This window comes from Gulosibacter massiliensis (assembly GCF_900626105.1).
GTDB classification, from domain to species: Bacteria; Actinomycetota; Actinomycetes; order Actinomycetales; family Microbacteriaceae; genus Gulosibacter; species Gulosibacter sediminis.
This window is the reverse complement of the sequence record NZ_UYZX01000001.1, coordinates 1,956,909-1,970,153: the sequence shown is the minus strand read 5'-3', so window position 1 is coordinate 1,970,153 and position 13,245 is coordinate 1,956,909. Positions and strand designations below refer to the sequence as shown.

Annotated in this window: 16 protein-coding genes; 3 read left to right on the top strand and 13 right to left on the bottom strand. The window is 68.8% G+C overall.

Annotated elements, in window-relative coordinates; translation table 11 throughout:
- Positions 1-46 precede the first annotated feature (46 nt).
- Entirely contained in the window at positions 47-913 is an 867-nt protein-coding gene (locus EJL01_RS09345) for an SseB family protein (RefSeq protein WP_125107253.1), read from the bottom strand.
- Positions 914-927: 14 nt separating this feature from the next.
- A complete protein-coding gene (gene priA / locus EJL01_RS09340) occupies positions 928-1,677 on the bottom strand; it encodes a bifunctional 1-(5-phosphoribosyl)-5-((5-phosphoribosylamino)methylideneamino)imidazole-4-carboxamide isomerase/phosphoribosylanthranilate isomerase PriA (RefSeq protein ID WP_125107252.1) in 750 nt (249 codons plus the stop codon).
- A 103-nt stretch (positions 1,678-1,780) separates the two neighbouring features.
- On the opposite strand from priA, the gene EJL01_RS09335 reads away from it, so the two are divergent.
- The gene (locus EJL01_RS09335) at positions 1,781-2,380 is read left to right on the top strand and encodes a hypothetical protein (RefSeq protein WP_125107251.1); all 600 of its coding nucleotides are present in this window, start codon (positions 1,781-1,783) and stop codon (positions 2,378-2,380) included.
- Between the two features lie 13 nt (positions 2,381-2,393).
- Here EJL01_RS09335 and EJL01_RS09330 read toward each other — a convergent pair whose 3' ends face one another.
- The 4 genes from EJL01_RS09330 to EJL01_RS09315 all read right to left on the bottom strand — a co-directional run bounded on the left by EJL01_RS09330 (position 2,394) and on the right by EJL01_RS09315 (position 5,344).
- The gene (locus EJL01_RS09330) at positions 2,394-3,140 is read right to left on the bottom strand and encodes an imidazole glycerol phosphate synthase subunit HisH (protein ID WP_125107250.1); all 747 of its coding nucleotides are present in this window, start codon (positions 3,138-3,140) and stop codon (positions 2,394-2,396) included.
- A complete protein-coding gene (gene hisB, locus EJL01_RS09325) occupies positions 3,137-3,742 on the bottom strand; it encodes an imidazoleglycerol-phosphate dehydratase HisB (protein ID WP_125107249.1) in 606 nt (201 codons plus the stop codon). Before hisB ends, EJL01_RS09330 begins: the two co-directional genes overlap by 4 nt.
- Positions 3,739-4,860: a histidinol-phosphate transaminase gene (locus EJL01_RS09320; RefSeq protein WP_125107248.1), complete on the bottom strand. Its 1,122-nt coding sequence runs from the start codon at positions 4,858-4,860 to the stop codon at positions 3,739-3,741. The genes hisB and EJL01_RS09320 overlap by 4 nt, the downstream gene beginning before the upstream one ends.
- Positions 4,861-4,999: 139 nt before the next feature.
- Positions 5,000-5,344: a LysM peptidoglycan-binding domain-containing protein gene (locus tag EJL01_RS09315; protein ID WP_125107247.1), complete on the bottom strand. Its 345-nt coding sequence runs from the start codon at positions 5,342-5,344 to the stop codon at positions 5,000-5,002.
- Between the two features lie 221 nt (positions 5,345-5,565).
- On the opposite strand from EJL01_RS09315, the gene lexA reads away from it, so the two are divergent.
- Entirely contained in the window at positions 5,566-6,204 is a 639-nt protein-coding gene (gene lexA / locus EJL01_RS09310; RefSeq protein ID WP_125107246.1) for a transcriptional repressor LexA, read from the top strand.
- A gap of 6 nt (positions 6,205-6,210) precedes the next feature.
- Here lexA and hflX read toward each other — a convergent pair whose 3' ends face one another.
- Entirely contained in the window at positions 6,211-7,878 is a 1,668-nt protein-coding gene (gene hflX / locus EJL01_RS09305; RefSeq protein ID WP_125107245.1) for a GTPase HflX, read from the bottom strand.
- Positions 7,879-7,915: 37 nt separating this feature from the next.
- Between hflX and EJL01_RS09300 the strand changes: the two genes are divergently transcribed.
- Complete coding sequence (locus tag EJL01_RS09300) at positions 7,916-8,524, top strand: class I SAM-dependent methyltransferase (RefSeq protein WP_125107244.1); 609 nt, start codon at positions 7,916-7,918, stop codon at positions 8,522-8,524.
- On the opposite strand, the gene EJL01_RS13435 is transcribed toward EJL01_RS09300, so the two are convergent.
- The 6 genes from EJL01_RS13435 to dapF all read right to left on the bottom strand — a co-directional run bounded on the left by EJL01_RS13435 (position 8,521) and on the right by dapF (position 13,237).
- Positions 8,521-8,805, bottom strand: coding sequence for an SRPBCC domain-containing protein (locus tag EJL01_RS13435; protein WP_328743675.1), 285 nt, complete (start codon positions 8,803-8,805; stop codon positions 8,521-8,523). The two genes, EJL01_RS09300 and EJL01_RS13435, sit on opposite strands and share 4 nt — an antisense overlap.
- On the bottom strand, positions 8,706-9,500 hold the full coding sequence (locus EJL01_RS09295) for an SRPBCC family protein (RefSeq protein WP_348982891.1): 795 nt from the start codon (positions 9,498-9,500) through the stop codon (positions 8,706-8,708). The genes EJL01_RS13435 and EJL01_RS09295 overlap by 100 nt, the downstream gene beginning before the upstream one ends.
- A 35-nt stretch (positions 9,501-9,535) precedes the next feature.
- Entirely contained in the window at positions 9,536-9,901 is a 366-nt protein-coding gene (locus EJL01_RS09290) for an ArsR/SmtB family transcription factor (RefSeq protein WP_125107243.1), read from the bottom strand.
- Positions 9,902-10,074: 173 nt separating this feature from the next.
- Complete coding sequence (locus tag EJL01_RS09285) at positions 10,075-11,064, bottom strand: 5'-nucleotidase C-terminal domain-containing protein (RefSeq protein ID WP_125107242.1); 990 nt, start codon at positions 11,062-11,064, stop codon at positions 10,075-10,077.
- A 6-nt stretch (positions 11,065-11,070) separates the two neighbouring features.
- Positions 11,071-12,237: a bifunctional metallophosphatase/5'-nucleotidase gene (locus EJL01_RS09280; RefSeq protein ID WP_125107241.1), complete on the bottom strand. Its 1,167-nt coding sequence runs from the start codon at positions 12,235-12,237 to the stop codon at positions 11,071-11,073.
- Positions 12,238-12,337: 100 nt separating this feature from the next.
- Positions 12,338-13,237 (bottom strand): diaminopimelate epimerase, encoded by a 900-nt coding sequence (gene dapF, locus EJL01_RS09275; protein WP_125107240.1) that lies wholly within the window; start codon positions 13,235-13,237, stop codon positions 12,338-12,340.
- Between the last annotated feature and the right edge of the window lie 8 nt (positions 13,238-13,245).

Genomic DNA, 13,245 nt, shown 5'->3' with positions numbered 1-13,245 from the left:
TGCTGCGCGGTTGTGGCGGCATCGGGTTCGGGGTCACTCGGTGAGATTACCGACGGCGAAGGCGGCGGAACAATCCTGCCTTTGGTGCCCGTGCATCCCCCGAAGGTATCGATTCTTCGGGAGCGGGCTGCGACTCGATGCGCAGCGGCGCGATCTCGAGCGTGTCGACGAGTTCGACGAGCTCGGGTTGCGCGGCGACACGTTGCTGGACGCGCGCGAGCACGCGCTGCACCGTGTCGGCGTCGGCATCGGCTCGGAAGAAGAGGCCGAGGCGCACCTCGGGGCCCGCGAGCCGCGACTCGCGGTCGCCCGGCACGAGGTCGACGCTCGCGAGTTCGGGGTTGGTCTGCAGCACCTCGTTCGCAAAGGCGATGACGCGCTCGTCCTGCCAGGGCAGCTGGTAGGGCAGGTCACGGGCGATTGCCCAGACGCCCGGGCGGCGGATGGCCGTCTCGGTTTCGCTGCCCGGGTCGAGGATGATGAGCTCGCTCCCCTCGTCGACCACCGCGAGGGCGGCCTGGCGCGAGCCGACGGGGACGGGCCGCGCGGCCGGGTCCCACGTCCTCATCGCCGCGACCGAGGTGAACATCGGCACGATGCCGCGGCCGTCGGGCGCGCGGACCGTCACGATTGAGAGGTCGGCGTGCTTGTCGACGGTCAGGCCAGCGTCGTTCACGCCGGCCTCGCCGAGCTCGGCGACGAGTGGGATGAGCACCCGGGTGTCGCGCAACGCCTCAACGACCACCGAAACGGGAGCCGCGCCCGAGCGAAACTCCTCAAGCGCCCGCGCGAGCTCGGCCGGCGCGGTGCCGTCGTCGTCCGACCAACGATTGTCGGTAAAACTCCGGCCCTGCCAGGGCTGGCCGGCGGAGTCGGTGAGGTGTCCCCTGAGGTGCTCGGGAAGCTCAGCCACGTCGGATGCGCCGCCTAGTCGCCGGCGACGTCGAGCGCCTGGCGGAGCGTGAACGCGCCCGAGTAGAGCGCCTTGCCAACGATCGCGCCCTCGAGTCCGAGCGGCACGAGTTCGCGCAGCGCGGCGATGTCGTCGAGGTTCGCGACGCCGCCCGAGGCGATGACCGGGCGGTCGGTGCGCTCGAGGATCTGGCGGAGCAGGTCGAGGTTCGGGCCCTTGAGCGTGCCGTCCTTCGTCACGTCGGTGACGACGTAGCGGGCGCAGCTCGCCTCTTCGAGGCGGTCGAGGACCGTCCAGAGATCGCCGCCCTCACGGGTCCAGCCGCGCGCGGCGAGGGTTGTGCCCCGCACATCCAGGCCGACCGCGATGAGCTCGCCGTAGCGGCTGATGGCGTTCGCGGCCCACTCGGGGTTCTCGAGCGCCGCAGTGCCGAGGTTGACGCGCTTGACGCCCATCTCGACGGCGCGCTCGAGCGAGTCATCGTCGCGGATGCCGCCCGAGAGCTCGACCTGCACCTTGTCGCGCAGCGAGCGGATGACGCGACGGATGACCGCACGGTTCTCGCCGCGGCCGAACGCGGCGTCGAGGTCAACGAGGTGAATCCATTCGGCACCCTGCTTGGCGAAGTCCGCGGCGGCGTCGACCGGGTCGCCGTAGTTCGTGGCCGAGTCGGACTCGCCCTGGACGAGTCGAACGGCCTTGCCGTCGGCGATGTCGACGGCGGGGAACAGCGTCAGCTCCGGCTGCGCACTGAATTCACTCAACTGGCTTCCTTGGTCACTCAACGATTTCAGGCCGCAGCGGGCCTGTTAGCGTTGACCAGCCTAAGGGATATCCGCCGACTCGGCCGAACGAAGAGGAAGCTGCGTGACGTACCAGCCGGTGCCTCCCGCGGTCGCGGTCTTTAACCGCGGCTGCCACCCCGTCTATTGGGTGGTGCTCGCTCCCCTGCTCGTGTGGCTCGGTATCGGCATCTTTGTGATAGCGCTCACGCGCGACATCGCGATCGGCACCGCATTTTCAGTGCCGCTCGGGCTGTTGTTTGGGGCCGTGGCGGCGCGCCTGCTGCAGCCACGGCCGGTGACGCTCGACCCGGGTCGGCGCATCCTGATCATTGGCGGCGCCGAGATTCCGCTCGGCGAACTCTCGTCGTTTCAGGTGGTCGTCAGCCGGGGCGGCTGGTGGATCAACTTGCGAGATTCGCGCCGGCGCATCGGCCGGCTGATGCTACACGGCAACCCCTGCCAACCGGTCACGGCGACGCACTACCGCGTGTTGCACGACACCCTGCTCGAGGCAAGCCGCAGCCCCGGCATGCCCGCGGGGCATCCGGTACAACGGGCCCGACGCGGCGACGTCGCGATCCAGCACGTGCTGCCGATGCTGCTGGCCCAGGCAAACTGGGTCGAGTCGGGCGCCTCGCCGACGTCGTCGCGGTCACCGATCTATGCGATGGTGCGCGCGTAGCGACGCGCTCGGGCTACAGCGTGCGGAGCCAGTTGCGCAGCAGCGCGATGCCAGCGTCGCCCGACTTCTCGGGGTGGAACTGGGCGGCCGTGAGCGGGCCGTTCTCGACGGCGGCAATAAACCGCTCGCCGTAGGTCGAGTAGGTGCACAGCGGCCCCTTGACCCCGGGCAGGATCTCGGGGATCTCGAGCTCGGTCGCGGCGTACGAGTGCACGAAGTAGAACCGTGCGTCCTCGACACCGGCGAACAGCTGCGAGCCCTCGGGCACGTCAACGGTGTTCCAGCCCATGTGCGGCAGGCGCGGCGAGCGCAGCTCGCGCACGACGCCTGGCCACTCACCGAGGCCGGGCGTGCCCGCGCTCGCGTCGTCGGCATCCTCGTTCCACCAGAACTCGTCGGCGTTGCGGGCGTGGATGCGCTCGGTCTCTTCGCGCTCGAGCTGCGGCGCATTCGGGTCGGCGCTCGTGCCCTCGACCCCGTGCGCAAACAGCACCTGCATGCCGACGCAGATGCCAAGCACGGCGCGGCCACCGGCGAGGCAGCTGCCCACGATGCGCGGTCCGTCGGCCTGCGCGAGGCCGTCCATGACGCTCGCAAAGCTGCCGACGCCCGGCACGAGCAGGCCGTCGGCGTGGAGTGCTTTGTCGCGGTCGGCGGTAAGTTCGACGTCGGCGCCGGCCGCCTCAAGCGCCTTCACCGCCGAGTGCACGTTGCCGAAGCCGTAGTCGAAGACGACGACGTTCGGCCGCGCGCCGGTCACAGGGCACCCTTGGTGGACGGGATGCCGTCGACCTCGGGGTCGAGTCGCTTGGACGCGCGGAAAGCGCGGGCGAAGGCCTTGAACTCGGCCTCGGCGATGTGGTGCGGGTCGCGCCCGCCGAGCACGCGCAGGTGCACGGTCAGCGCAGCGTGGAACGCGATCGCCTCGAACGCGTGGCGCACCATCGAACCGGTGAAGTGCCCGCCGATGCGGTGGAATTCGAAGCCCTCGGGCTCGCCCGAGTGCACGAGGAATGGGCGGCCCGAGATGTCGACGACGCACTGCGCGAGCGCCTCGTCGAGCGGCACGAGGGCGTCACCGTAGCGCGCGATGCCGCGCTTGTCGCCGAGCGCCTCGCGGATCGCCTGGCCGAGCACGATCGCGGTGTCCTCAATCGTGTGGTGTTCGTCGATGTGCACGTCGCCGTTGGACTCGATCGTGAGATCGGTAAGCGAGTGCTTCGCGAATGCGGTGAGCATGTGGTCGTAGAACGGCACCCCGGTGTTGATGTTCGAGGCGCCGGTGCCGTCAAGGTTGAGGCTGAGGCGGATGCTCGACTCGCTCGTGGCGCGTTCGACGGTGGCGGTACGGGGATCGGTCATGCGCTGACTCCTTCGGAACCAGTGAGCTGCAGCTCGGGTCGGGCGGCGGTAATCTCGGCGAGGGCCGAGAGGAACGCGTCGGTTTCGAACTCGGTGCCGGCGGTGACGCGGATGCAGTCGGCGGGGCCGGTGTTGCGGATCAGGATGCCGCGGGCCACGAACTCGTCGAACATCGCGGCGGGGTCGGCGACGCCGCCGATGAGCACGAAGTTCGCATCGGAGCGGTACGGCCGGTAGCCGAGCGCGGCGGTCTCGTCGACGATGCGGTCGCGCTGGATGCGGATGCGGTCGACCTGCGCAAGCATCGTGTCGCTGTGCTCGAGTGCCGCGATGGCCGCCGCCTGCGTGATCGCCGACAGGTGGTACGGCAGGCGCACGAGCCGCACGGCGTCGGCGACGGCCGGGTCGGCCGCGAAGTAACCGAGACGCACACCGGCGAAGGCGAAGGCCTTCGACATGGTGCGCGAAATGACGAGCCGGGGGCGCCCCTCGAGCAGGCTCAGCGCCGTCGGCGCGCCGTCGTGACGGAACTCGGCGTACGCCTCGTCGACGATGACGATGCCGTCGGTCGCGTCGTAGGCGGCCTCGATGGTCTCGAGATCGAGCGGGGTACCCGTGGGGTTATTCGGCGTGCAGAGCAGCACGACGTCGGGTCGCTCGGCTTCGATGGCCGTGCGCACGAGCTTAGGTGTGAGCTCGAAGTTCTCGTCGCGGGGCGCCGCAACCCATTCGCTGCCGACGCCCTTCGCGAGCAGCGGGTACATCGAGTAGGTCGGTGCGAAGCTCATGATCTTGCGGCCCGCTCCAGCGAAGGCCTGGAGCAGCTGTTGGAGCACCTCGTTCGAACCATTGGCTGCCCAGATGTGCTCGGGTGTGAGCCCCTGACCGAGGTACGTCGCGAGTCGCTCGCGGAGCTCGGTGAACTCGCGGTCGGGGTAGCGATTGAGCCCCGGCAGCGTGAGCGAAATGCGCTGAATAATCGAGAGGGCGACGGCCTCCGGCACCGAGAACGGGTTCTCGTTGACGTTGATGGTGATCGGCAGCGCGTCCTGCGGCGCGCCGTACGGCGTCAGCCCACGCAGGTCGTCGCGAATGGGGAGGTCTTCGAAGCTCGTCACCCCATTATCTTAGGCGTCCGGAAAACCACCGCGGGCGCCGCCTCCGGAAGGGGTGGTTGCGACGCCCGGCACGGTGGTGGTGGTGGTGGTGCGTGGCTTCCGGGCCGCGGCCGTGTCCGCGGCCCGGAAATCTGGTGGTCTAGTAGTTCGGCAGCGCGAGCTCTTGGCCTGCCTGCACCGAGGAGCTCTCGAGCAGGTTGAGGCGCATGATCTCGTGCACGACGTCGCGCACGTCATGGCCGTCGGCGATTTCGTCGGCGATGCTCCAGAGGGTTTCGCCCGCGAGCACCGTGTGGTGTTCGAACGTGGTTGCGGCAGCGCTGCTCGTGTTCGATGCGAGCGCGGCGGGAACCTGGGCGATGCCGACCCCGACGCCGAGGGCGACGGGAGCGAGCAGAAGGGTGCCGAGGAGTCGACGACCACGGCTCGTGAGCCGCAGGCGGGGCTGCGCGGTGGCGCTGGTGCGTGCAGTAAGAGCAGTCATGTTGGTCGCTTCCTTTCGACGTGCATGCGAGGTGCATGCGAACATCTGCTTCGAATATAGATTCGACATGTTCGAAAAGCAAACACTTTTTCGAGAATAAGGGCGACACGCTCGAAAAGGTGTTTGAGTCCGGTGCTGATGCCACGTAGGGTGACTTCAACGGAACACAGCTGACCACGGGCCTCCGACACGGCCTCGTGACCACCACCTCAGGAGGGCCGATGGCCAAGCAGATCAAGCCCCTGTCGGACACGCAACAGCGCATCCTCTCGTTCATCGCAACGTTCCAGAACAGCAATGGCTTTGCCCCGAGCATCCGCGAGATCGGCGACACCGTCGGCCTCATCAGCTCGTCGTCGGTGGCCTATCAGCTCAACCAGCTCGAGAAGCGCGGCTACATTCGCCGCAACGCGAATCAGGCGCGCACCATCGAGTTGCTCGTCGATGTGGCGATTGACGAGGTCGAGCCGAGCATCACGCCGGGCCCGACCGCCCTCGTGCCCCTCGTCGGGCGCATCGCGGCGGGCGTGCCGATCACCGCCGAGCAACAGGTCGAAGAGGTCTTCCCACTCCCCCGCCAGGTCGTCGGCGACGGCGAGCTGTTCCTGTTGCTCGTCTCAGGCGACTCGATGATCGACGCCGCGATCTGCGACGGCGACTGGGTCGTCGTGCGCCAGCAGCCCACCGCGAACAACGGCGACATCGTGGCCGCCATGCTCGACGGCGAGGCCACGGTCAAGGTGTTCCGTCAGCGCGACGGCCACACCTGGCTGCTGCCGCGCAACTCGAACTACGAGCCAATCCTCGGCGACGAGGCGACGGTGCTCGGCAAGATCGTCGCCGTGCTGCGTTCGGTCTAGCTCGCGCTAGTTGTCGTAGTCCACGCGCGGCAGGCTCAGCACGCGCTCGTCCGACTCGTCAACGCGGGCGCGCGGCTTGTGCCGCACCGGCGGCTTCTTGCCCTCGGGAGCTGAGCGGCCAGCAACCCGAAACTCCTCGAACACGCCCATCTGATCGGGATGCACGCGGGCGCGCAGGTGTGTGCCATCGGTATCGTGCAACTCGCGCAGCACGCCGCCCTGGTCGTGCAGCATCGACACGAGGTCGCCGCGCTGATACGGCACGACGAGCTCGACCTCGATCTCGCGCATCGGCAGCAACTCGGCGATGCGCTCCTGGAGTTCCTCAACGCCCTCGCCCGTGTGGGCCGAGACGAACACCGAGTTCGGCTCGAGCGCGCGGAGCATGAGCCGCGTGTCGGCATCGATGAGGTCGGCCTTGTTGAACGCAATGAGCTCGGGCACGTCGCGCGAGTCGATCTCAGAGATGACCTCGCGCACGGTGCGAATCTGCCCCGCCGGGTCGGGGTGGCTCGCGTCGACGACGTGCACGAGCACATCCGAGTCGGCGACCTCCTCGAGCGTCGAGCGGAACGCCTCGACGAGCTGGTGCGGCAGGTTGCGCACGAAGCCGACGGTGTCGGCAAGCGTGTACGGGCGCCCCTCGGGTGTCTCGGTGCGGCGCACCGTCGCGTCGAGCGTCGCAAACAGCTGGTTCTCAACGAGGACGCCCGCGCGGGTGATGCGGTTGAGCAGCGACGACTTACCGGCGTTCGTGTAGCCCGCGATCGCCACCGAGGGCACGAGATTTCGGCCGCGCTCGGCGCGCTTCGTGTCGCGCGACGTCTTCATGCCTGCGATCTGGCGACGCAGCTTCGCCATGCGCGTGTGGATGCGGCGGCGATCGAGCTCGATCTTCGTCTCACCGGGGCCGCGCGAACCCATACCGGCGCCGGCTGAACCGACCTGGCCACCGGCCTGCCGCGACATCGACTGACCCCAACCGCGCAGGCGCGGCAGCAGATATTCGAGCTGCGCGAGCTCGACCTGCGCCTTACCCTCGCGGCTCTTCGCGTGCTGGCTGAAGATGTCGAGAATGACGGCGGTGCGGTCAATGACCTTGATCTTCACCTGATCCTCAAGCGCGCGGCGCTGCGAGGGCGCGAGCTCGGTGTCGGCGACGACGGTGTCGGCGCCGACCGAGCGGACGATGTCGGCGAGCTCCTCGACCTTGCCGCGGCCGAGGTAGGTCGAGGCGTCGGGATGCGGACGTCGCTGCAGGATGCCGTCGAGGACGGCCGCGCCGGCGGTTTCGCAGAGCGCGGCGAGCTCGTGCATCGAGTTCTCGGCGTCTTCGATCGTGCCCGCGGCATAGACGCCGATGAGCACGACCTTCTCGAGCCGCACCTGCCGGTACTCGACCTCGGTGACGTCCTCGAGTTCGGTCGAGAGGCCGTCGACGTGCTGCAGCGAGCGGCGCGCCTCGCGGTCAAGCTGGAGGCCGTCCGCGTCGCTGTGCGAGATGGTGTCGTCGCTCTGGAGCGCGCTCGCGCGCCGCTCGTCGTGGAACATCGTCGTGCGACTGCGGTTTGCTTCGGAGCTGCGCAGAACGCGGTCGAGCAGCGATTCGGTCGCGTCGTTGCGAGCGTCGTCAGAATTGGGGGCGCCGTTGGCGCTGGTTTCATCTAGGGGCATGCTGCGACCAGGATACGCGCTGCGCTACGTTCGAAGCATGTCTGAGCACTACTTTGCCTCGCAGCCCACAGCGAACGCGAACCAGCGCGAGATCGACGTAGTGCTGCAGGGTCGCGAGGTTCGCCTCGAGACCGCAAGCGCCGTGTTCTCAGCCGACCGGCTCGACAAGGCCACGCGCATCCTGCTCGACCACGTGCCCGCGCCGCCCGAGAGCGGCACGGCCCTCGACATCGGTTGCGGCTGGGGCCCGATCAGCCTCAGCCTCGGCCTCGCGTCGCCGCAGCTCGACGTGTGGGCGCTCGACGTGAACGAGCGCGCCCTCGAGCTCACTGCCACCAACGCGAAGCGGCTCGGCCTCGACCGCGTGCGGGCGGTCAAGGCCGAGCAGGTGCCGGCGGAGGTCGAGTTCGACGTGATCTGGTCGAACCCGCCGATCCGCATCGGCAAGGAGTCGCTCGACGAGCTCATGCTCACGTGGCTGCCCCGACTGCGGGTCGGCGGCGAGGCCTGGCTCGTGGTGGGCAAGAACCTCGGCGCCGACTCGCTGCAGCGGCGACTCGCCGAGGCCCTCGGTGCGGGGTACGAGGTCTCGCGCCCGCGCACCGACGGCGGGTTCCGCATCCTGCTCGTCAAGCGCGTGAGCTAGAACCCGCCCATGACGCGCTCGAGGCGGGCGTAGCTCTCCTCCATACCGCCAACCATCCCGGTCGCGAGGATCATGTCGCGCACCTCTTCGCTCTCGTACTCGACGACGAGCGTGACGAGCGTCGCACCGTCCTCCTCGTAGAGGTGCAGGTCGTTGATGTTCGTCGGACCCTCGGTGCCGATCATGCGCTCGGTCGAGACGAGGCGGCTCTCGGGTTCGATGAGCAGGTTCTCGCCCTCGAAGCCAAAGCCCTCCCCCTTGGTGTCACCGACGGGGCCCACTCGGTGCGCTGCTCGCCGCCGACCGTAAGGTCGATGTCGCAGACGGTCATCGCCCAGCCATCCGGGCCGAGCGCCCACTGCCGCTGCAGCTCGGGCTCGGTGTAGGCGCGCCACACGAGGTGTCGCGGGCCGTGAACGAGGCGGGTGATGCGCACGTACGTCTCGTTGAGCAGTTCGAGCGTCGTGCCTTTGCCCTCGGCGAACTCGCGGAGGTCCTGCAGCACCGCATCGAGCTGATTGATAGCGAGCCTCGAGCCCTCGACGCCGCCCATCGCGACGACCTCCTCGAGCGCTTCGGCCGACTCGAAGTAGGTCACATTCGTGTACTTCGTGCCCTTGCCGTTCGGCTCGAATGCGTAGGTCACGCGCATCTGCGGCAGCTCGGTCTGCGGGTTGCCGGTGTCGTCGGTGAACATGTCGAGCACCGTGAAGCTTTGCCCCTCGGCCACTTCGATGAACTCCCACACTCCCGCGGAGGTCTCGCCCTTGGGTCCGGTCATGTGATAGCGGGCCTTGCCGCCCGGGCGCAGGTCGAATTCGGTGAACGTGGCGGGCCAGGTGGGCGGTCCGAAGAAGCGGTTGAGCTGTTCGGGAGTCGTGAACGCCTGCCAGACTCGCGACACGGGTGCGGCGAATTCGGCGACGAGCGTCATGGTCAGGTTTTCGCTGTCGATGGTGGTGTCGGTGACCGGCATGAGCTTTCCTTCGGTGGGGTCGCGCGGTGGGCAGATCAGGCGGGGGCGTTGGAGTCGGATGGGTTCGGGTCCTCGGCGAGCAGTTCGTCGAGTCTGGCGATGCGGCCGCGCCACATCGCCTCGTACCGGGCGAGCAGGGTGCGGGTGCGGGCGATCATGTCGGGATTCGCTCGGATTCGGCGCTCGCGGCCCGCGACGCGCTTGACGACGAGTTCGGCCCGCTCGAGCACGCTGACGTGCTTGTGCACCGCGGCGAACGACATGTCGTACTCGCGGGCGAGCTCCGAGACCGATCGCTCACCCTCGAGCGTGCGCCGGAGCATGTCGCGCCGCGTCGACTGGGACAGGGCGTGAAAGATGCGATCCATTTGCTCATCGGTGAGCTCGATTCGTTCAACCATTTGGTTATACGTTATGGCGTGCGGGTGGCCGTGGCAAGGTGCGAATTCTGGAAGCTTGCTGAGTGGGGCGGCCGGGCTCGCGGTTGCGCGGGGTGCTGGCGGATGCTCGCGGCACGACGAGGCCCGGGTCACCTTCTCGGTGACCCGGGCATCGTCGTGAGTGCGGTGTGCGGTTACGCCTGCGTGCGGCGGCGCAGCACGAGCACGGCGCCGAGCACGACGGTCGCGGCAGCGAGCAGGCCGAGCGGCAGCACCTGCGCACCGGTGGTCGCGAGCGAGTCGTCGCCGTCAGCGACCGCAGGGGTCGTCGATGTCGCGGTGGCCGATGCGCCCGGCTCGGTGGGCTCGGGGCTGCTCGTCGCGGGTTCGGTCTCGGCCGGGGTCGTGGCGGTCGGCGCCGGGGTCGGCTCGGCGCCGGCCTCGACCGTGAGCGGCACGCGGACGAGGGTGCCCGCATCCGCCACCTCGAGTTCGATCGTGGCGTCGCCCGCCGCCGCCTCGGGCAGCGCGAACGAGATCTCGGCGGCGCCGTCGGCGGCCGTGAACGAGCCGAGCTCGATGCGGGTGCCGTCGGCGTCCACGAGGGTCCCCGTAATCTCGCTCGCGATCGGGGTGCCCGCCGAGGTGAGGTCGAGGTCGCCGAGCGCGAAGGTGACCTGCTCGCCGGCCGCGACCGGAGCATCCGGGGCGCCCGTCAGCTGCACGGTGCGGCGCGAGAAGTCGGGCGCGATCGCGTCGCCGTCGATCGATTCGGCGAAGGCGTCGCGGAACATGTCGAGGTCGATGCGGCCCGTGTCGGTCTTCGAGATCGCGTCCTGGAACACCGGGAAGCCCGTCGTTCCGCTCGCGAGGAAGCCGTAGGTGATGATGCTGTAGACCTCGTCGGGGTCGATCAGCGCGCCCTCGAAGTAGACGTCGCTGACCTTGCTGCCGAACGCCGCCTCGGGGTCGTAGGTGTAGGTGAGGTTGCTCGAGAACGAGATGTGTGTGTAGCTGCCGTCTTCGCGGAACTGCTGCTCGATGAGCGTGCGCACCTGCTCGCCGGTGAGTTCGACGACGAACTGGTTGTTCACGAACGGCATGACGGCCTGGAGCTCGGAATAGCTGACCACGCCGTCCTCGCCATAGAGCAGGTCGGCGCGCACGCCGCCCGCGTTGCCCATGCCGATCTAGGCGCCGTACTGCTCGCCCTCCTGCACCATCGTGTCGGTGACGAGGTTGCCGAGGGCTGATTCGCCCGGGTAGCTCATGTCTTCGGCGGCGACGCCCGCGCGGGTGATGTCGCTCGTGATGTTGCCGACGGTCACGCCGCCGAGCACTTCGGCGTCGGCGAGCGCATCGTTGACAACGTCATTCACCTGGGCCACGACCGGGTAGGTCGCGATGAGCTCGTCGGCCGGAGTCGTGGTGCGGGCGCGCAGTTCGCTCGTGAAGTCGACAACCTCGCCGCTCGCCGGGTCGTAGGTGACCTCGATGACGCCGACGTTGTTCATGTACTCACCGGTCTGGATGACCGGGCGGGTGGCGCCGGTCTCGTCGACGGTGTCGGTCCAGTTGTAGACGCGGTGGGTGTGCGCGTTGAGCACGACGTCGACGGCGGGCGTGAGCTCGGTGTCGATCTGCTGGATGAACCCGGGCTTCGCGCGCTCAGAATCCCAGGTGGCACCCTCCGGCTCGCCGGCGGTGGCGCCGTCGTGGAAGTCGGCGACGATGAGGTCGACGTCGTCCTCAATCTCGGCGGCCACGCGGTTCACCGCCTCGACGGCGTCGCCAACCTCCAGGCCGTCGAAGGCCTCGGCCGAGACGAGGGTCGCGAGGTCTTCGGGCGCGGTGCCGATGACGCCGATGCGCAGGCCGCCGCTCTCGATGATCTTGTAGGTGTCGAGCACGGTGTTGCCGGCGTCGTCGTAGAGGTTGGCGGCGAGCAGCGACTGGCCGAGGTACTCCTCGACGCGCTCGACGTCGGCCAGGCCCTTGTCGAACTCGTGGTTGCCGGCCGCGATTGCGTCGACACCGACGGTGTTGAGGACGTCCATGATCGGCTGGTCGTTCGCGATCGACGAGGCGAACAGGCTCGCGCCCTGGTTGTCGCCCGCGCTGATGAGCACCGAGTCGGGGTTCTCGGCTCGCGCCTGCTCGATCGTGCCCGCCCACGGCACCGTCATGGCGCCGATGCGGCCGTGAACGTCGTTCACGGCGATCAGCTGCACCGTCACGGTGCCATCCTCATTAACCGTCTGCGCCATCGGCGACGCGGCCTGAGCCACGGCGGGAGTACCCGCCGCGACCAGTGCCGCGGTCGCGAGGAGGGCGGAGAGTTTGCTTGCTACGCGCATCGCTGCTCCGATTCTCAATCAAGGGCGGCGACCCCGCCCCACGACACGTGAGCCTAAAGAACGGGCGGATACGCGATGTGGCGCGGCGGTTAGGGGAGGGTTACCGAGCGCGCCGCAGCTCGTCGAGTTCGAGCTCGCCGTCGAATGACAGCTCGGCCGCGCCGGCAAGGCCGACGTGCTCGCCCTCTTCGGTCGGGAACATGCGCACCTGCAGCGTGCCGCCGCGCACCTCGACCTGCCAGTTGTTCGGCGCGCCCGTGCCTGCCCAGTGGCGCACCGCGAGGGCGGTCGCGACCACGCCGGTGCCGCACGAGAGCGTCTCGCCCGAACCCCGCTCGAACACGCGCATCTTCACCCGGCCGACGCCGTCGCGCACCATCGGCTCGTTCGGCACGACAAACTCGATGTTGGCGCCGTCGATCGGCTCGGGGTCGAGCGTCGGCTGCCGGCCGAGCTCGAGCTGCTCGAGCTCGTCGACGCTCGCGAGGGCGACGACGACGTGCGGGTTGCCGACATTGATTCCGAGGCCGGGCCGCGCGACGTCGAGGCCGGCCGCGCTCACGACGGGTTCGCCGCCGGCGAGGCGCCAGCGCCCCATGTCGACCTGGAAACCGCCGGTGCCGGTGCGCTGCACATCCTTCACCCCCGCGCGGGTGCCAATCGCGAGGGTCTCCCCCGACGCGAGCTGCGCGAGGCCGCGCTCGGTGAGAAAGCGGGCATAGGCGCGCACGCCATTGCCGCACATCTCGGCGATCGACCCGTCGGCGTTCGCGTAGTCCATGAACCACTCAGCCTCGGGTGCCTCGGCAAGGATCGCCTCGCCTTCGGGCAGCTTGTTGCTGCGCACGGCGCGGATGTAGCCGTCGGCGCCGACGCCGAAGTGGCGGTCGCACAGTCGCGTGATCTCTTCGGGGGTGAGGTTCAACTCACCGTCGGGGTCGGCAATGAAGACGAAGTCGTTGCCGGTGGCCTGGCCCTTGGTGAACTGCACGCGCGTCATGCCCCCAT